This window comes from Oceanobacillus profundus (genome assembly GCF_003515705.1).
GTDB lineage: Bacteria > Bacillota > Bacilli > Bacillales > Amphibacillaceae > Oceanobacillus > Oceanobacillus profundus.
Genome location: NZ_QWEH01000010.1, coordinates 134,494 through 153,803 on the forward strand (window position 1 = coordinate 134,494; position 19,310 = coordinate 153,803).

Genomic DNA, 19,310 nt, shown 5'->3' on the forward strand with positions numbered 1-19,310 from the left:
TCGATTATATATAAAAAGAACGAAAGGAAAGCGAATAAGTATAGTAATCCTGTTAAAAATACAGATGTATAATGTGCACTATTCTTTCTTCAATATAGATAAACACTGCATGGCACATTTGCACCTAAATAAAAGGAGGTTTTTTAAATTGTTTAATCAACAACAGAATCAAAATTTCCAAGGTTCATCACAAATGCCTGATCACCAAAGTCATGGTGGCCATGAAATGTTCGATGCACATGAAGCAATATCTAGTCTTATCGGCGGTTTAGAGCAAGGGTTACTTTATGAGCAGCATATTCAGGATCCTGAACTAAAAACAATGCTGCAAAAGCATAAGACATTCCTTACTCAAATGTATAATACAATTGTAGAAACTCTAAACACAGGACAAGAGCCTTCTCAAAAAACCCAGACGTATATGATGTCAGATAGCAATAATGTGCTTTATGGGATGAAGCCTACTCAACCTAAAACACCCGCACAGGCGGTGACCGAATTAAATGACCAATGTATATCCAGTTTTATGATGGGGAATTTAAAGGCTACTGCTTCTGGATTTACAATGACAGCTCTTGAAACAACCAATCCAGTATTAAGAAGAGTGTTTGCAGATAGTGTTCCAAACCTAATTGAAATGGCTTACGAAATATTTCTTTACCAAAATAAACGCCAATATTATCAAGTACCACAATTAAAGCCAGAAGAGATGCAAATTTACATGAGCAGCTTTGCTCCTGTTCAAAATCCAATGCAGCATTAAATTTTAATAACGGTGAATTAACCAACTATACACTTAGCTACAGAATACGATTATAAAGGGTGAACAAAATGGGCAGAGATGAGCATAAGAAGAGAAAAAATAATTTTTTATCACAAACTCCCAAAAATCAGAAGACTGATGGTATTGATGTCGAATTTTCAAATGAGTTTGCTGATGCGGAAGATAGGGAAGCACAAGCAAGAAGTCGTGCTGCCGACAAACGTGCACATGAGAAATAATTAGAACAACGAAGCGATTCAATTTAATCATTGAGTCGCTTCGTTACGTTAACAATTATGCCTTATATATGTTACAACTTAGTTGTTTTATCGATTATCATTGGAAGTTCCGGTGAAAATATTATAAATTATAAGTAAGATTATTTTTTAAAAAGGATGAACAACTAATGACTAACAAAAGCGTCGATGATTATTTAACAGAAGGAATGTACGGAACACGGCGACCAAAAGAGCACGAACGAATTCAGTTTCTAGGCACACTTAGAGAACGAATTGTTTTGGCTCTAACAATCGGACAGGTTATGTCTGATTCTGGCCTTCATAAATTGGAAGCAGCTATCAAAGAGAACCCTAAAGCAACATTACTAATTAATGGGCATGTTCCCTTTCGCTTTTTAAAAGAAGAAAAAGAACTTGCTAATAAATATAATATTCCTTATACAACCATTACAAACAACGAAAGTGATACAGATATCGGTGCAGTATTAACTTATGACTACGCCATTGATAAAGAAAATATCTTTATTGAAGATGCGCAACCCGATGAAGAAGTGACTGAACCAAAAGAACAGCCAAAGAGCTTTATCGGTAAAATAAAGAAATGGTTTGGTTCCTAAAAAAAATAAAATAGGTCGCCGCACAATAAGTTGTGCTGCGGCCTATTTTATTTTTACCACCCTTTTTTAGTTTGTAATTTACTAACTTAAAAACATTTATATTTGTTTTTTTTCACTTTTTCATTCAAAAATCATATGTTTTGTAATATAATTAATCTATCATACGTAAATACAAACAATACCTCATATAATCTCAGTAATATGGTCTGAGAGTCTCTACGGAGTAACCGTAAATTACTCTACTATGAACGGTGCTTCTATGAAATGACCGTTTATTTAAACGGCTTTTTTTATGGAAACAGCCACCATTCATGAACTTGAGGCAAGAAAAGGAGCAGCAAGATGGAACTTATACTTAAAGATATTCTAGCAGCAATTAGTGGTGTGCTTAATGGACTCCCACAAGGATTACTGGCATTAACATTCGGATTTGCATCTGTACCTACTGCGTTAGCATTTATTATTGGCGCATTCGGAAATGCCATGACAAGCAATGTTGCTGTTGTATCATTCCAAGCAGAGACAATAACCGTTGCTGGAACAATGGGTAATAATATGCGTGAACGGTTATCAATGATCTTCTACGGTGCATTCATTTTAATAATTATTAGCTTATTTGGTCTTATGGAACAAATTGTTACATGGATTGGTCCAGTTATTACAAATGGGATGATGGCTGGAGTCGGCTTTATGCTTGCAAAAGTTGCATGGGATATGGCAAGAAAAGACCGTTTAATTGGTAGCTTCTCCTTTGTTAGTGCACTATTCGTGTATATTGTAACAAAGGATCTTGTATACACAATTACAATTTCCGTTATTCTCTCGAGTGTGGTTTATTATTTTATGAAAAAAGATACACCCGATCATTTAAAGCAGAAAATTTATGATCGTTTTAAATTGCAAAAATTAACGTTAAATCCAATGGTAATCCGTGGTGCTTTAGCTTTAGTTTGCTTAAATATCGGCGCTAACATTGCCTTCGGAAAAATAAATGGAGAAATTGCTTCACAAGATGTAAATATAGATACATTAACCATTATTAGCAGCTTAGCGGATATGGCTTCTGCTTTATTCGGGGGCGGACCCGTTGAAGTAATTATCTCCGCAACAGCCAGTGCACCACATGCAGTATGGGCTGGTGTTTTGATGATGGCACTAATGGCTATCATCCTTATTTTTAAACTACTTCCCAAAATCGGAAAGTATGTACCGAGTTCTTCAATTGCAGGATTTCTATTTGTGCTTGGAGCAATCGTTACACTACCTGGCAACGCCGAGGCAGCACTTTCAGCGGATGCTGCTGGCTCTAATATTGTCGGTGGTATTACGATGATTGTAACTGCTATTTCCGACCCATTTTTCGGCCTGCTAGCAGGTGTAATTATGGAATGGCTGTTAGGTATTTTTGGAATATAATATTATTGTGGGAGAGTGTATTCGAATGAACACATATGAGCTCAAAATTGCAGGTTTGAAACGTAACTTGCCAATTATCCAATTAAACGAAAATCTAAAAATCGCAAGCTTTGTTATTCTAGGTGATACTGAAATGGTTGCTACGACTGCACCACTAATAGCAGAAAAATTGCCTGAGGTTGATCTTCTCGTTACAGCAGAGGCAAAGGGAATTCCTTTTGTTTATGAAATTGCGAAACAATTAAACATGGCAAAATATGTTGTCGCTAGAAAAAGCATAAAAGCCTATATGAGCAGTCCCATCGTCCATGAAGTTGAATCGATTACAACACAAAAGACACAGACCTTATGCTTGGACACAGAGGATGTAGAGCGAATAAAAGGACAGCGCGTAGCTCTAATTGATGATGTGATAAGCACCGGTGAATCCTTAAAAGCTTTAGAAGAATTGGTGGAAAAAGCTGGTGGAAATGTTGTCGCGAAGGCGGCCATTCTAGCTGAAGGTGAAGCGGCAAATCGTGATGATATTTTATTTATAGAGAAACTACCGCTTTTCACAGACTGAATTACCAAGACCTAGCCGCCCGCTAGGTCTTTTTCCACGCGCAAAACTCCGAACATATATCCATTTTATTAAACAACCCTCTACCCCCACACTCAACAAACTTTCATACATATAATCTGTTCACTCATACATTATACAGATCATGTTAGTTCAATTCAGAATTCATAAAAGAATATTCTTGTTATACTTCTGATAATAAATCGAAAATTTGGAGGAGATATCATGACTAATCCTGTTGTTGAAGTGCAACACGTAACAAGAAATTTCGGTAAAACAACCGCAGTAAACAATGTTTCCTTTTCCATTGAAAAGGGATCTACTGTAGCAATCCTCGGGCCAAATGGTGCAGGGAAAACGACGATGGTTTCTATGATGCTTGGGTTAATCGAGCCTAGTGCCGGGCATATTCAATTATTTCGTCATCATCCAAAGCACATTTCTGTTCGTGAAAAAATAGGAGCTATGCTTCAAGATGTAAGTGTTGTTGACAAATTAAAAGTTCATGAAGTTATTGCCCTCTTTCGTAGCTACTACCCTTCCCCGCTCTCCATGGAAGAATTAATTGCTTTAACTGGATTAGAGAAGAACGACTTGAACAAATGGGCTGACAAATTATCTGGTGGACAAAAACGTCGGGTTGGCTTCGCCCTTGCTCTGACAGGAAATCCAGATCTTGTTTTCTTTGATGAACCAACAGTCGGACTCGATATTACGGCAAGGAGATTATTCTGGGAAAAAGTAAATGCATTAAAGGAAAAGGGAAAAACAATCATTTTTACCACACATTATTTACAAGAAGCAGATGATGTGGCTGAACGGATTATTTTATTTAACCGTGGTGAAATTATCGCGGACGGACACCCAAATGCTATTAAACAGCAGCTCGCCATACGAAATGTGTCCTTCCAAACAAATGATGCCAAAAGAGCAATACAGCAATTACAAACCCTTCCGATAGTTAGCAAGTGCTATCAAAAAGACGATCGCATTTACGCAGTAACGGAAGAGACAGATACAGTTCTTGCATCATTATTCAAGTTCGATTTACACGCTAAAGATATCGCAATTGAACAAGGACGATTAGAAGAAGTGTTTGAACATTTAACAAAACCGAATGGGGAGGCAGAGATAAATGAACAGCATAACGATGCAATGTAAGATAGAGGTACTTCGCATTTTCCGTAATCCATATTTTGTATTTTGGAGCCTGCTTATGCCAATTGTGTTTTATTTTATTTTTACCAATATCGTGAATGCAGATGTTCCCGATGTAGAACTATGGCAAGCACATTATTTAATGTCAATGACTGCCTTTAGTGTGATGGGATCGGCTATCATGACGTTTGGCATTCGCATGGTACAAGAACGGACACAGGGCTGGTCCTCCTTTATGAAGATAACACCATTACCTGCTTGGGCTTATTTTACCGCTAAGATGTTCGGACAAACGGTCATGCATTTATTTTCCGTGATCCTTATCTTTATTGCAGGATATTTGATCAACGGTGTTTCGTTAACATTCACGCAGTGGTTCTTCTCGGGTTTATGGATTCTGGTTGCCTCCCTGCCATTTCTTGCCATCGGAACACTCGTAGGTTCCATGAAGAAAGTGGAAACTGCTAGTGGGGTTAGCAATATCCTCTATTTAGCATTAGCAATTCTTGGCGGGATGTGGTTTCCAATATACATTTTCCCTACTTTCCTGCAAGACATGGCAGAATGGCTACCATCCTATCACTTTGGTAATGGTGCCTGGGAGATTATTCGTGGGAATGCTCCAAGTATAAAAAGTGTTCTTATCTTAGGCGGCTATTTGATTGGATTTATGGTAATTTCAGCTCTTGTACGAAGGAATGAGGAAGCCAATTAGCAGGATTTGTGATTCGCCATTCTCGCTTTTGCGATATAATAAAACTATCTGCTTGCTATATGCCAAAGGGGGAATGGCAATTGAAATTTAATATCGATATTGATAATAAACACGCGGAAACACAAATAACGATTCAAGCAAAGGAATGGACGGAAGAGCTAGAAGAAATTGTAAAAATAATTAAGAAGCGTAGAACACCCCGGTTATTTGCCAGTGACTCTGAGCAAACAATCCTGCTTGATCCGAAAGAGATTGATTTTATTTATGCCGAGCAAAGAAAGGTCTTCGCAAGCCTGGCAAATCGACAATTGGAACTAAAAATGAAATTGTATGAAGCAGAAGAAATCTTAGCTCCATACGATTATATGCGGTTTTCAAAATCTGTTATTGGTAACCTGAATCAAATAGAACGCTTTGAATTATCCTTCAATGGGAATCTTTGTGTCTATTTTCGTTCGGGAAATAAAGCATATATCACAAGAAAATATGTAGCACCTATTAAAGAAAATCTGATGAATGGAGGGGAATCGAATGGTGGTTGAAATACTAAAAAGAACGATGATTGGACTAGGGTTTGCATGTGTTTTTACATTTATCGCAATAACTATTGTTGTTATTAACGATCATCCCACCTCCGCTTCAGAGATTTGGATGCATATGCTGGCAAGTATGACGATCGGTGTTTATTTTGGACTGTCTTCATTTATATATATGGGAAATGAATGGAGTTACATGAAAAGGACTATCGTGCATTTTAGCGTCTCCATCTTATTTTACTATGTTATCGCCTTTTCCGTTGGCTGGGTACCATTTGGATTTTGGCCAATTATAGGAAGTTTGCTAGCATTCATTGTTACCTATTCCCTTTTTGGAACGGGATATTATCTATACTATAAAAAGCTTGAAGTTTCTTTAAATGAGCAGTTAAAAAAAAGAAATGAGAATTCACGTGAGCCTTGAGGATTAAATACTCACCAAATCGAAGCGAGTTTATTTTAGACTCGCTTCCCCCATACATAACCTTTATCTAAATGCTTGATAATCGAAATGATACCCAACCTCTGTTACACTAATGATAATAAGAAACGGAGGGATTACATGCGATTAAAGGACAAAAAAGTAATTGCACTTGTTGAAGAAGATTTCGAGGATCTTGAACTTTGGTACCCAATTTTACGCCTTCAAGAAGAAGGTGCACAAGTTGATTTAGTTGGTAAGGAAGCCAACCATAAATATATTGGTAAATATGGTGTTCCCGCAGAATCCGCTTATGCATTTACCGATATTGAAGCAGAAGATTACGATGCTATTCTTGTACCTGGCGGCTGGGCACCGGATAAATTGAGACGCTATCCAGAAGTGCTGGATTTTATCCGTGTCATGGATAAAGCCAAGAAACCAATCGGGCAAATTTGCCATGCTGGCTGGGTGCTTATTTCTGCAAATATTTTACAAGGCAAGCATGTTACAAGTACTCCAGGGATAAAAGACGATATGACAAACGCAGGCGCTACTTGGAGTGATGAAGCGGTTGTCGTTGATGGCCATATCATTTCCAGTCGCCGTCCACCAGATTTACCAGCCTACATGAAAGCTTTTGCTGATAAGCTGGCAGAAGCAAACCGCTCTGATTGAGGTGTTTTGAATGAAAATTTTATCGATTGAACCAACACCAAGTCCACACTCGATGAAAATAAATGTCAATGAATCCTTGCCTGCAGGCGAAAATTATAATTATAACGAAAAAGATAATCTCGAGGATGCACCAAGCTATGTTAAACAACTCTTTACTATTAAGGGAGTCCAAAATATTTATCGTGTGGTTGATTTTATTGCGCTTGCACGCAACCCTAAAACCGCTTGGGAAGAGCTGTTACCGAAAGTTCGTGCAGTATTAGGGACAGAAGAAACGAATGATGATTTAACTCCAAATATGCAGCAGAACAATGAAGAAGCTTTTGGAGAGATTAAAGTCTTTATTCAAATGTTCCGCAGCATACCGATGCAAGTAAAATTAGAGGATGGTTCGGAGGAAAAACGTTTTGGTCTTCCTGAACGTTTTAGTCAAGCAATTATGGAAGCCTCTCCCTCCTCTCCCAATGTAATTATGGATCGTAAATGGGTTGAACAGCATCCAAGATATGGAACGATGGAAGAAGTAGGAGAAGAGATTGTTGAAGAGCTTGCAGCAAGCTACGATAAGGACCGATTAGATGAGCTAGTCAAACTAGCATTCGAGAATCAAGCGTCGTCAAGTTCTCATTCTCAAGAGTCAAGACCCAAAAAGCAATTGACACTTGAAGTCCTTGATGATCCAAACTGGAAGGTACGTTATGCGGCACTTGATCGTTTTGATCCAACACCAAGCGACTTGCCATTACTTGATAAAGCGTTAAATGATGAAAAGTCATCCATTCGAAGGCTAGCAACAGCATATCTCGGAATGATTGAGGAACCAGAGGTGCTACCTTATTTGTATAAAGCCTTAAAAGATAAGTCTGTCACAGTTAGACGAACTGCTGGTGATTGTATATCTGATCTTGGGTTTAAAGAAGCAACGTCAGAAATGATTACGACGCTTTCGGACCCTAGTCGAATTGTACGCTGGCGAGCGGCAATGTTCTTATATGAATTAGGTGATGAAACTGCCATTCCAGCTCTGGAAACAGCTGCAGATGATCCTGAATTTGAAGTTCGAATGCAAATCAAACTAGCATTGGAGCGCATTCAAGGTGGCGCAGAAGCCAAAGGATCTGTTTGGCATCAAATGACACAAGCTACACAAAAAGCTGATTGAGCCAGATGCGCCAATCAGCTTTACTCATGCATATCAAATTCACGCTAAAGCGTACGTAAGCATAAAGTTTCAGGCTCCTTTACACTTGGAAAGCGATTTCATATAATAGTAGTAATCATCTTAATTTTCAGGAGGCGATTAAGTGGAGAGCGTTAAGGAAGGTACGCTATTATGGAAACCAGATAAACAAAGAAAGAAGCAATCAAACTTATATAAATATATCGATTGGCTAAAGAAAGAAAAAGGACTTTATTTTGATGACTATCACGCCTTATGGGAATGGTCTGTCCATAATTTAGAAGCATTTTGGGAGTCCCAATGGGAATATTTTAACATCAGGTCGAAACAATCCTATGATGCGATCCTTACCTCTCGTGAGATGCCAGGAACGACATGGTTTCCTGGGGCTATGATTAACTACACGGAGCATATTTTCAGAGATAGAGATTTGAACAAGCCAGCTATTATACATGCATCAGAACATCGAGCTACACAAGAGGTGACATGGGGGCAATTATATATAGATACAGTCGCTTTCCAACAGACACTAAAAAAATTAGGCGTCCAAAAGGGGGATCGTGTTGTTGCCTACGTACCAAACATTTATGAGACAGTTGTAGCCTTTCTAGCAACAGCGAGCCTCGGAGCGATTTGGTCAAGTGCTTCTCCAGACTTTGGTACACAAAGTGTGATTGATCGTTTTAAGCAAATCGAACCAAAAGTAATGATAACAGTTGATGGATATAGCTACAACGGAAAAAATTTCGACCGCACGGAGGTTGTAGCGAACATTCAAGAAGCATTACCAACAATTGAAGCTACTATCACGATCCCTTATTTGAATGAACAGACAGATTTTAATAAGCTAAAAAGTCCAATTCAATGGTCGGATGCAACTACAAATAACGGTGACAAAAGCTTAACATACGAACATGTTCCATTTAATGACCCTCTATGGGTGCTTTATTCATCTGGAACGACAGGAAAGCCGAAACCTATTGTACAAAGTCAAGGCGGTATTTTACTAGAACATTTAAAAGCTGCAACTTTCCATATGGACCTAGGTGAGGACACACGTTTCTTCTGGTTTACTACGACAGGTTGGATGATGTGGAATTTTCTTATCGGCGGTTTGCTTAGTGGAAGTACAATTATCCTCTATGATGGAAGCCCAGCCTATCCGGACAATAAGTGGCTTTGGAGGTTTGCTGAACAGACAAAAATGACAGCTTTCGGTACAAGTGCAAGCTTCCTAACAGCAAGTATGAAAGATAGTCTTGAACCAGGGAAGGAATTTGATTTAAGCCATCTATCCAATATCAGCTCGACCGGTTCTCCTTTGCCACCTGAAGCGTTTGGGTGGTGCTATGACCACGTAAAAAGTGACCTGTGGATTGCTTCTGTCAGTGGTGGAACGGATGTGTGTACAGCATTTATTTTAGGTGCACCGATTCTTCCAGTGTATGCTGGTGAACTACAATGTATGGGACTCGGCGCTAAAATAGAGAGCTTTAATGACCAAGGAAAACCGGAAATAGATGCAATTGGAGAGCTCGTACTAACAGCGCCCTTCCCTTCTATGCCAATTTATTTCTGGAATGACCCTGATGGTACTCGATTACACGAAAGCTACTTTGATGTATTTCCAGGAATTTGGTGCCATGGTGACTACTTAAAAATTACAAATCGTCATACTGGGATTATTTACGGTCGCTCAGATGCAACAATTAACCGTGGCGGAATCCGCATCGGTACGAGCGAAATTTATCGAGCTGTCGATCAAGTCAAAGAGGTTTCTGATAGCTTAATAGTTGATATTCCAAACCAGGACGGGAGTTCAGCTACACCACTTTTCGTCGTAATGAAGGATGGCGCTGAATTAACTGATGAAATCTCAGGGCGCATTAAAACACAAATTCGTACCCAATGCTCGCCACGTCATGTACCGACTGGAATCTATCAAGTTACCGACATACCGAAAACACTTAACGGTAAAAAACTTGAAGTACCGATTAAAAAAATACTCATGGGCAAACCGGTTGAACAAGTCGTCAACATAGGTTCACTGAGTAATAGAAGAGCGCTTGATTATTTTGTCCAGTTTGCAAAAGACGAAATGAAGGTTTAAGAAAGTCTCTCCTGCTTATTTTAGCAGGAGAATTTGTTTGGGTGCGTTATTTTTTCTATGGCCGGAGAGGTAGAAGCCGGGATGTGAGGTGGGTTATATATTTTGGTATGGGGCTTAATTGCTGGGATAGGTGCTTTATATTCTAGGATGGTGCTTTAATGGCCGGGTGAGGTGCTTTATATTCTAGATGGTGCTTTAATGGCCGGGTGAGGTGCTTTATATTCTAGATGGTGCTTTAATGGCCGGGTGAGGTGCTTTATATTCTAGAATGGTGCTTTAATGGCCGGGTGAGGTGCTTTATTTACAAGAATGGTGCTTTAATAGTCGAGAGATGTATTTCTATGCTTAGAGAATTAGCAAATACAAGATTTGAAAAAAATACCAGCCCCTCAAGGCTGATATTTTTAAATACAAAACTATATTCATTCTTCTATAACTAAGTGTTTTTTCTGCATCATTAGGCTTGCAGTAACATATGCAATAAACGCAATTACAATAGATGTTACAACAGAATGCATTCCAAATGGCTGCGGATAAAAGGATTCAAATAGGATGTAGCTTCCAACACCAAAGATCATCGATGCAATCGCACCATATTTATTCCCCTTCTTCCAATAGAGACCCATGACAATTGGCCAAATAAACGCAGCTTCGAGACCACCCATCGAGAATAGATTGAGCCAAATAATTAAGTCAGGTGGGTTTAAAGACATCACAATCACAACGATTCCAAGCAATGCAGTTACCCACATACTTAAATACTTTACTTTTCTTTCCTTTGCAGTAGGTTCTATGTAATTTAAATAGACATCTTTCACAATCGTAGAACTAACTAGTAATAATAATGAATTCACAGTTGTCATAATCGCTGCCATTGGAGCCGCAAGGACAATTCCGGACAGCCAGTTTGGCAATACAGTTTGCGCGAGAAGCGGCATTACCGTATCACCAACTTCTATACCGGGTATAACAGGTCTTGCAAACACACCAATCAAATGCATGTTAAGCATAATAAAACCAACAACAATCGTACTTATAATAATTCCACGATGCATCGACCTTGAATTTTTATAGGACATCGCACGCACAGCAATTTGCGGCAGCGCGACAACACCAACACCAACAAGGACCCAGAACGAGGAAACATATGCAGGTGTTAAATCAGCATTTGCACCAAATGGTGTAATTAGATTTGGATTTTCTGCTGCAAGATCAGCAATGATTGCAGGGACTCCTCCACCCGCGATGATAACTGCAATGAGCAGGATTAACGTTCCTGCGAACATCACAATTCCTTGAATTGCATCTGTTATTGCAATAGCACGAAACCCACCAATAATAACATAAACGAGAACAGATACCGAGAATATAAATAATGATGCAATATAGGATAGGCCTGTTAATGATTGAATCAAACGACCGCCACCAATCCATTGAGCAGACATCGCAGAAAACAGGAAAATTAAAATACTTAATGAAGACAATAACACGACCCATTTGGATTCGTAACGACTTTTTAAAAAGTCTACAATTGTCACTGCTTTATATTTGCGTGTTACAATGGCAAATTTTTTCCCTAGTATCATTAACACAAAATAACCTGTAGCAATCTGGGAAGTAGACAGCAATACCCAACCAAGCCCCTGGTTATATGCTGCTCCTGGCCCGCTTAAGAAGCTACTAGCACTTCCATACGTTGTAACCAATGTCATTGCTAGCACAAAGCCACCTAAGCTTCTTCCCCCAAGAAAATATTCCTGCAGGAAGGAATCCGATCGTTTTACATATTTTCCTGCCCACATACCAACTGCGAATACAATAATTAAAAATAATACTAATGGTAATATTGCTTGCCAATTCATAGCTGCTTATTCTCCTTATCATCTAATTCATCTAATGGAATATCTATAAAAAACAACTTTATCACAAGCCAAATCAGTAGCACCATGACAACAAAGCCAAGGACACAGCTATAAAAAAACCAGGCAGGCAACCCTAGAATATAAGTATATTCTGCCGGATTTTTACTTCCTAATCCATATGCAAATCCATACCACCAAATAAAGTTAATAATGACAATTCCAATCCCTATTAATGCTTCTCTATTCGCAATTTTATATCGATAATCATCCTGATTCATGTTCATTTTTTTCATATTGAAGGTCCCCCTTTTTCATACTAACCATATTATATTAACTAGAAGGGATCTGTAAACATTGTGGGGCTATTATATGCTGAACACGTTATTCACATAGAATTTTTTTGAAAAATAGAAGGGGTTTAACCATGCCAACATGATTAAACCCCTTCTGATTATGAAGTTCTCAATATTATCCTTTATCTATTATTCTACTGTACAATCTTTTTTCGCTTACTAAGGTAGATGGCACCACCGATTAGGATAAAAAGAACCCCTGCAATCAAATAATTAAATGTGTTTGTTGCCGTATTCGGTAATATATTTCCAGTTCCAGTATTAGCTGAGCCGTTCGAGCCATTTGTTCCATCAATCGTATTTTGATTACCAAGAACACCCTTCTCATTCTCATCCCCTGCAGAAGTTTCTAATTCAAAAACAGCGAATGTACTGAAATGATTTGTTTTTGCACTTATTTTACCATTTTCATAATTACCACCAACAGCCTCCCAGAGATTATCGGTTTCATTCAGGTAAAACAGCTTCACATTTTCTTCGCTTTCTATCTTTGTTGCATCTGCCTCGAAGATTAATGTGATCGCGTCTTCGAATTCACTTATCCGTTGATTTCCCTGTGTAATGGAGAAATCATATACATTACTTAGCGCATTTGGAACCGCATCAAGTCTATCAATTACGATCGTTACTGCTTCATCGCCATTTGTAAATACTGAGGCTGGAATTTCTAAAGAGACATCACCTTTTTCAATACGTAGAACCGCATTTTTAGCTTTCAATTCTTTTACTTGCTCGCTGCTCAATACAATCTCAATTAAGGTTAGGTCTGCTGATTCATTTAAATCAATTATGACCGTTCCATTTTCTGTAATTGTCTCTAACGCATCTTCTTCAAGAATCGCTTGATTGTCTTGAACAATTGGTTGAACTGTTATTGTTTTATTCGTTTTATCAGAATCTCCTGGTTGTTCCTTTTCTCCGTCCTTATCACCATCATCAGGAACCTCTGTATCTGGCTTTTCAGGCTCTTCTGGGTCAGGATCCTCCGGTACTTCCGGGTTTGGTTCTCCCGGGATTTCGTCCGTTTCCGTAATCCTGCCCTCTGCTCCATATACAATCGGATTCGACTCTGAGCTGTTTAAATGCTTAACATAATCAACTGTTGCCTCAATGTCTTCAGGTCCCATGATTGGATTTTGCCCTAAATCATTTATCGGACCGTCTGAGGTTCCCATATAATTATTTACCGTCAATGTATACACTGCATCCTCATCAATCGGCGTTCCATCTGGAAAAGTGATAGCTACAACTTCATTCAATTCCTTATTCCATGTATAATGCAATCCGGCAATACTATAATCCGGTCCATAAATTGGAGATAACTGTTCATTAATAATCGGATAGAGGTCTGCTCCTGTTACCTCCAACGTCATCAATGTGTTTCCAAACGGTTGAATATTGTACAGGTTGCCCCACGTTATTTCACCTGCAAGCAGGCTGTCCCTAATTCCACCACCATTCATCATGGCAAAATCACTTTCCATCGACCAGTTCATCGCATCTGCAAGGAGATTTCCCAGTCCATGATCACCGTCATTCGTATAACTGCCAGTTAAATCTTGCGCATTATAGCCAATCACTTCATTAATAATCGGCGCAATCCGCTCTGCATACGTATCTAGAATGCCAGCTACTTTTTCATCGGCTGTATAGTCGCTTTGCTTTACAAAGACAACTTCTGCTTCCTTTTCGACAATGTCCCCTGTCTCACGATCAATAACGAGATCAACATCTGCAAAGGCTTTTCCATACTCAGATGCTTGGACAATTAATTTATCATCGACAACCGCGTTATTAACAACGTGGTTATGTCCTGAAAAAATAACATCAACTGCATCATCAATATTATTCGCCAGGTCTGCCGCCGCCCCTGTCACAACATCACCAGTTTGATAGGCCGGTAGATGGGCAAGGACTACAATTGCTTCCACACCTTGATCTGTGAGTTCAGCAGCTGCGGCATTCACCGCTTCTGTTTCATCTGTAAATGCTACATTTTCCAATGACGCAGGCATAACCATGTTTACCGTTTCAACTGTGTTAACACCAATAAATCCAACTTTCACACCATCTACTTCCTCAATATGGTATGCGTCTAAAAAGGGTTCACCTGTATCATCATAAACACAGTTTGCACAAAGTACCGGAAAGCTCATTCCAGCATACCCTTCTGTACCTTTTCCTTCCGGATGGTCTCCACCATTTACCATTCGAAGCAATTCATCTAATCCTTCATCAAATTCATGGTTCCCAACGGTTCCAACATCAAAGCCGATTGCTTCCATAATTTCGACAGTTGGTTCATCCTGGAGTAATCCAGAAACCGGAGAGCTTCCACCAATCATATCTCCAGCATGAACAATTAATGTATGTTCATTTTCTTGCTCGCGTTCTTTCATTGCTGTTGCCGTATAATCCATACGCCCATACATATCATATACGCTATCCCCATCTGGATCGAGCGAATATTCCTGATCAATTTTTCCGTGTAAATCATTTAAGCTTAGCAGTTGAAGTTCTAGTAGGTCCTCATCCTCATTCGGAACTTCTTCCTCAGTAATCGGTGTATAGCCATAGGATTCTGCTTCCTCTGCACTTGTAAAGAAAATACGCTTATCAACTGGGACGTCTTCCCAACTATTCGGTTCTACATACTCCATTGTTTCTGAGTTTCCAACATACCTTAAAAAACCTTTCTGATCATCGTTCGCACGGAATGCAAATGGAAGCTCCAATAAAGGATCTTCTGGATTCCAAATTCCTAACCCTGCATCCTTCGCTTCTTTTACGGCTTGCTGATACATTGGGTATGCTTCTTCATCAACTGGTGCAAGGAAATAAGTAGATGCATAACCCGCCTCGACCATTTCTAAATTAATGTTTAATTGATCTTCCTTGCGAATTACTTCTGCCAAAATTCTTCCGTAGTCATCTGTTGGTTCATCTCCAACCTTTAAATAAATTTCGTCACCAGGCTGAATCAATTCACGAATATAATCTGTCGCTCGATCCCCATAATATTTTTGATTTTCATTGATTTCCGCTCGTTCTGGATCTTTATTTTTCGCTGCATACGTCTCCGCAGTGTCCATATTCAAAAAGCGTACTCTCTTTTCTCCAAATACAGGGTTTGCAACACGAATTGTATCCCCATCTGTTACGCTTTCTACAGTAGTTTCATAGTAGCCTGCGGAAGTCGGGGCTTCTGGCTGATCAACAGCTACCTGCAAGTCTTCCTGTCCAGTAGGAATCAGCTGATACGTATTATACTGACTTACAATCGCCGTAATGTCATACCATAAACCAGACTCCACTTGAGAAATATCAAGCGCGTTTTCCATCACACGCAATGTTGTTCCATTGAATTCAGTGTCAACTAACGAAACATTGTATCCACCGCCAGCGGGACTACCTGGAATAGTATTAATATAACCATTTACTTGTACTAACTGTCCTTCATACGATTCCGCAATCGCAGGATCTTGAAGATCTTCCAAGGTTATTGTTTGCGCTTCCGGCAACGCCTGATCTGACTCTAATATTTCGATTGAAGCTGGCACAATCTCTTTTAAACCGTTATAGCTAGCCAATTCTCCAACAATTTGTACTCGATCACCTTTTACAAGATCGGGTAAATCGCCTTGTTCATAAGAAAATAAATTAATGCCGCCAGTCTCATCTTGTATGTATGTCGTAAACTGTGCTCCGTTACTGATTGCAGCATTATCCACTGTTACAATTCCTTCTACCATTACATTCGTACCATCACTTAATTCACGTGCATCACCGATTGAAGATACTTCGTCAGGATCAGCAGGTTCTTCCGGAGGATCAATTTCCCCAGCACCATCCATCGTATGACTGCCAAGATATGCAAATGTATTACGCTCATAATCATTCCACTGTCCTCCATCATATGTTTCTGATGGAGCAGTAATCGATGCATCTCTCACTAACGTAACGTCAGCAGCAAAATTATCACGAACGCCAATTTCACCAAGCATATCGATGATCGCTTCATCTTTTTTCAATGCAAATGCGTCGTCTCCATTGAAATTGATAATCGATCCATTTACCACATCTGCCTGATCCAGAATTGCCTGTTCTGCACTAGTATGTGCAAGAACAAGTACATCATCGTTTTCAAGTGTCCCAGAAAGTGATAATGTCTGGCTTGCTGAAGAAGCACCATTACTGTACAACTCCACTTGATAACTCGATAAATCTACCGCACTTCCTGTACCATTGTAAATTTCAATTGCCTTATTAAAAGAACTACCCTCAATATACTCCGAAATAAATAAGTCCTCTGCTGTTGTTTCATCACTTTGTGCCGAAACGGTTGTTACAAAGCTAGGTGTAATGTTTACTGACAGCATTACTAAAATAAGAAACATACTGAAAACTTTTCTGAAAGCAACACTTTTCATCATGATCCTCCATCTCTTAGGATATTTTTTGCTAGATATGAGGACATATGACAAAATCCTCTCCAGCTTCCCTTTAAATATGACATAAGAGGCGCAGTGATACTATTAAAAAAATGTAAATATATTGTGAATTCAGTACATAAGGACTATTAAACTATTAAAACAGTAATTTAGCACCATCTACTATTACATAGAGTTGATTTAACAAATGAAAGCATATATAATAAATATTCGCGGGGCATTAGCTCAGCTGGGAGAGTGCTTGCATGGCATGCAAGAGGTCAGGGGTTCGAGCCCCCTATGCTCCATATATATAAAACACTTGATGCATATGCTTGCTATCAAGTGTTTTTTTATATCCTGTTACTAATTTAATTCAAAAAAACACTCACAGCATAACTAGCATTGCGAGTGTTTTTTCAACTATATTATATCGCTTGATCCACTACTTCTTTCTGTTCTTCAACTGGTGGGTTAAATTGACCTTCCCATTTAGCAATAACGAGTGCTGCTAATGAGTTCCCTACCACATTAACTGCAGTACGCCCCATATCAAGAATACGGTCGATACCAGCAATAAATGCTAACCCTTCAGCAGGTAATCCAATCGTGCTGAATGTAGCGAGTAACACGACAAAGGATACACCTGGTACACCAGCCATTCCTTTAGAAGTAACCATCAAGACTAACATCAATGTAATTTGCTGCCAAATACTTAATTCTATACCAAACATCTGTGCAATAAATAGCGACGCGATCGCTTGATATAAAACAGACCCATCTAAGTTAAAAGAGTAACCCGTTGGGATAACAAACGTGGCAATGTGTTTTGGACTTCCGGCCTGCTCCATCTTGTCCATAATTCTCGGAAGCACGGTTTCTGAACTTGACGTTGAAAATGCTAAAATTAATTCTTCTTTAATCAGCTTTAATAATTTAAAGATATTTATTCCAACAATTTTAGCCATTAAACCTAACACAACAATGACAAAGAATATCATGGTTCCGTAAACAGTAAGGGCTAACTTGCCTAATGGAATCAATGAGGTAAAACCATATTTAGAGATCGTTACACCAATTAAAGCAAATACACCAATTGGTGCATACTTCATAAATAGGTTTGTAACATAGAACATAGCATTCGCTGTACCTTCGAAGAATCGAAGTACCGGCTTACCTTTATCTCCAATTGCTGCAATTCCAAGACCAAATACAACTGCAAAGAAGATGATCGCCAGCATGTCCCCTTCAACCATCGCTTGTACTGGATTTGTAGGTACTATATGCAAAAGCGTATCCGCAATCGACTTGCCTTCTTGATCTTCTGAAGTTTCGACATAACCTGAAATTTCACTTTGCTGCAGGCTTTCCATGTTTAATCCAGTACCAGGCTGGAATATGTTAGCTGAGATTAGACCAACCGCAATTGCAACTAATGTCATACCAATAAAGTAAGTTAATGACTTACCGCCTAGTTTCCCAACAGATTTCAAATCTCCAACACCAGCAATTGCAACGATAATACTAGATAGTACAATTGGAACAACAATCATTTTAATTAAACGAAGGAACAGATCGCCAAATGGCTGTAAGATACTTTGCGCTGTTTCACTTCCGTAGAAAATACCACCAACAATAACACCTAAAATTAGACCAATAAAAATTTGATTGGCCAAACTTAATCTAAATTTCTTCATTGATTACCCTACCTTCTTGTTAGTTAAATGTGTCTGCCTAGGCAAGGGAAACAAAGATGATTTGACTAGAAACGTGAATTGACGAACAAAAAAAAGACACGGGTTGTGTCAATTCGCACGTTATCCTATACTCTTTTGTTTCCGTTAAACGCTGACGAGGTTAGCTTTCGGGTTAGGACTAAGGAAACAGTAAAGTAAGCCCCTCCGTAATAGGATTCACCCCACGCGGAAATTCCGCCGTAATGATTGGGTCCCCCGCTCTTACAATAAGATTAAGCGAAGCATATAAAATGCTTTACTATCATACTACTAAAACGTTACTTTTGTAAATAGTAAATTTTTAGTAGTTAAAGTAAATTTAAATATACTAATTGGGAAAACGCAGGAATCAGTGGTTAATATCGATCTCTATACAAGCAATATAATCCGTTGCTTTTCATAAAAATGAGGCTGAGACATAACTAGCCTAAATTACTGAAAAATGGTTCCGATCATCGGTTTTTGATGATCGGAACCATTTTGCTTTGGATTATTTTTATTATCTACTGTTTGATTTCTGTTCATGGCGGTGTA

Annotated in this window: 16 protein-coding genes, 1 tRNA gene and 2 riboswitches; of the genes, 13 read left to right on the top strand and 4 right to left on the bottom strand. The window is 38.9% G+C overall.

Features of this window, described 5'->3' with window-relative positions:
• Positions 1 to 148 precede the first annotated feature (148 nt).
• The 12 genes from D1B32_RS15025 to D1B32_RS15080 all read left to right on the top strand — a co-directional run bounded on the left by D1B32_RS15025 (position 149) and on the right by D1B32_RS15080 (position 10,395).
• Positions 149 to 763, top strand: coding sequence for a spore coat protein (locus D1B32_RS15025; RefSeq protein WP_095311643.1), 615 nt, complete (start codon positions 149 to 151; stop codon positions 761 to 763).
• 68 nt (positions 764 to 831) lie between these two features.
• A complete protein-coding gene (locus D1B32_RS15030) occupies positions 832 to 1,002 on the top strand; it encodes a YfhD family protein (protein WP_095311641.1) in 171 nt (56 codons plus the stop codon).
• A 167-nt stretch (positions 1,003 to 1,169) separates the two neighbouring features.
• The gene (locus tag D1B32_RS15035) at positions 1,170 to 1,619 is read left to right on the top strand and encodes a YueI family protein (protein ID WP_095311640.1); all 450 of its coding nucleotides are present in this window, start codon (positions 1,170 to 1,172) and stop codon (positions 1,617 to 1,619) included.
• Between the two features lie 163 nt (positions 1,620 to 1,782).
• A riboswitch (purine riboswitch) is annotated at positions 1,783 to 1,884 on the top strand.
• Positions 1,885 to 1,961: 77 nt separating this feature from the next.
• Positions 1,962 to 3,035 carry a guanine permease gene (locus tag D1B32_RS15040; RefSeq protein ID WP_095311638.1) on the top strand — a complete coding sequence of 358 codons (1,074 nt, stop codon included), beginning with the start codon at positions 1,962 to 1,964 and terminating at the stop codon, positions 3,033 to 3,035.
• Positions 3,036 to 3,060: 25 nt separating this feature from the next.
• Positions 3,061 to 3,600 carry a phosphoribosyltransferase family protein gene (locus D1B32_RS15045; protein WP_095311636.1) on the top strand — a complete coding sequence of 180 codons (540 nt, stop codon included), beginning with the start codon at positions 3,061 to 3,063 and terminating at the stop codon, positions 3,598 to 3,600.
• A gap of 222 nt (positions 3,601 to 3,822) precedes the next feature.
• Positions 3,823 to 4,758 (top strand): ABC transporter ATP-binding protein, encoded by a 936-nt coding sequence (locus D1B32_RS15050; RefSeq protein WP_095311634.1) that lies wholly within the window; start codon positions 3,823 to 3,825, stop codon positions 4,756 to 4,758.
• A complete protein-coding gene (locus D1B32_RS15055) occupies positions 4,733 to 5,470 on the top strand; it encodes an ABC transporter permease (protein WP_095311632.1) in 738 nt (245 codons plus the stop codon). Before D1B32_RS15050 ends, D1B32_RS15055 begins: the two co-directional genes overlap by 26 nt.
• A gap of 80 nt (positions 5,471 to 5,550) precedes the next feature.
• Positions 5,551 to 6,012 (top strand): LytTR family DNA-binding domain-containing protein, encoded by a 462-nt coding sequence (locus tag D1B32_RS15060; RefSeq protein ID WP_095311630.1) that lies wholly within the window; start codon positions 5,551 to 5,553, stop codon positions 6,010 to 6,012.
• A complete protein-coding gene (locus tag D1B32_RS15065) occupies positions 6,002 to 6,430 on the top strand; it encodes a DUF3021 domain-containing protein (RefSeq protein WP_095311628.1) in 429 nt (142 codons plus the stop codon). Before D1B32_RS15060 ends, D1B32_RS15065 begins: the two co-directional genes overlap by 11 nt.
• Positions 6,431 to 6,568: 138 nt before the next feature.
• Positions 6,569 to 7,105: a type 1 glutamine amidotransferase domain-containing protein gene (locus D1B32_RS15070; RefSeq protein ID WP_095311626.1), complete on the top strand. Its 537-nt coding sequence runs from the start codon at positions 6,569 to 6,571 to the stop codon at positions 7,103 to 7,105.
• 10 nt (positions 7,106 to 7,115) lie between these two features.
• Entirely contained in the window at positions 7,116 to 8,267 is a 1,152-nt protein-coding gene (locus D1B32_RS15075) for a conserved virulence factor C family protein (RefSeq protein ID WP_095311624.1), read from the top strand.
• Between the two features lie 142 nt (positions 8,268 to 8,409).
• Complete coding sequence (locus D1B32_RS15080; protein ID WP_118889767.1) at positions 8,410 to 10,395, top strand: acetoacetate--CoA ligase; 1,986 nt, start codon at positions 8,410 to 8,412, stop codon at positions 10,393 to 10,395.
• Positions 10,396 to 10,817: 422 nt separating this feature from the next.
• Here D1B32_RS15080 and panF read toward each other — a convergent pair whose 3' ends face one another.
• The 3 genes from panF to D1B32_RS15095 form a co-directional block, all read right to left on the bottom strand.
• Positions 10,818 to 12,257 (bottom strand): sodium/pantothenate symporter, encoded by a 1,440-nt coding sequence (panF, locus tag D1B32_RS15085; RefSeq protein ID WP_095311620.1) that lies wholly within the window; start codon positions 12,255 to 12,257, stop codon positions 10,818 to 10,820.
• The gene (locus D1B32_RS15090) at positions 12,254 to 12,541 is read right to left on the bottom strand and encodes a YhdT family protein (RefSeq protein WP_240033805.1); all 288 of its coding nucleotides are present in this window, start codon (positions 12,539 to 12,541) and stop codon (positions 12,254 to 12,256) included. The genes panF and D1B32_RS15090 overlap by 4 nt, the downstream gene beginning before the upstream one ends.
• A 203-nt stretch (positions 12,542 to 12,744) precedes the next feature.
• The gene (locus D1B32_RS15095; protein ID WP_118889774.1) at positions 12,745 to 17,040 is read right to left on the bottom strand and encodes a 5'-nucleotidase C-terminal domain-containing protein; all 4,296 of its coding nucleotides are present in this window, start codon (positions 17,038 to 17,040) and stop codon (positions 12,745 to 12,747) included.
• Positions 17,041 to 17,275: 235 nt separating this feature from the next.
• On the opposite strand from D1B32_RS15095, the gene D1B32_RS15100 reads away from it, so the two are divergent.
• Positions 17,276 to 17,348, top strand: a tRNA-Ala gene (locus tag D1B32_RS15100).
• A gap of 120 nt (positions 17,349 to 17,468) precedes the next feature.
• Here D1B32_RS15100 and D1B32_RS15105 read toward each other — a convergent pair.
• Positions 17,469 to 18,737, bottom strand: a complete 1,269-nt coding sequence (locus D1B32_RS15105) for a cation:dicarboxylate symporter family transporter (RefSeq protein WP_095311614.1) — start codon at positions 18,735 to 18,737, stop codon at positions 17,469 to 17,471.
• Positions 18,738 to 18,871: 134 nt separating this feature from the next.
• Positions 18,872 to 19,026, bottom strand: a riboswitch (cyclic di-AMP (ydaO/yuaA leader).
• Positions 19,027 to 19,310 lie beyond the last annotated feature (284 nt).